Origin of the sequence: Mycobacterium scrofulaceum (genome assembly GCF_002086735.1) — a bacterium.
GTDB lineage: Bacteria > Actinomycetota > Actinomycetes > Mycobacteriales > Mycobacteriaceae > Mycobacterium > Mycobacterium scrofulaceum.
The window spans coordinates 1-303 of sequence record NZ_MVIJ01000173.1 but is presented as its reverse complement, the minus strand read 5'-3'; the positions used below and the strand labels follow the sequence as shown (position 1 = coordinate 303).

Below are 303 nucleotides of genomic sequence, written 5' to 3'. Positions count from 1 at the left end.
AGCTCACCAAGCCACCACCCCGACGATGAACCATTCCGCCCCAAAATCAGACCCATCGACCCCGATTAGCCGGTCAAAGCTACGACAACGCTCTGGCCGAGACCGTCAACGGTTACTACAAGGCCGAGCTGATCTACGGGCCGGCTCACACCGGGCCCTGGAAGACCGTCGAGGACGTCGAGCTGGCGACCCTGGCCTGGGTGTACTGGCACAACACCAGCCGCCTTTTTCTGGGGTTAGCTGCCCTGTTGTGTGACGTTGCGTAAACCGGCGACACGGCCCGGTTCTGCAACAGATCTCCCG

The 303-nt window shown here is 61.7% G+C and carries 1 pseudogene; it reads left to right on the top strand.

The features are described from left to right. Positions 1-71 precede the first annotated feature (71 nt). Positions 72-227, top strand: a pseudogene (locus tag BST44_RS29305) (integrase core domain-containing protein); the annotation flags it as partial. Positions 228-303 lie beyond the last annotated feature (76 nt).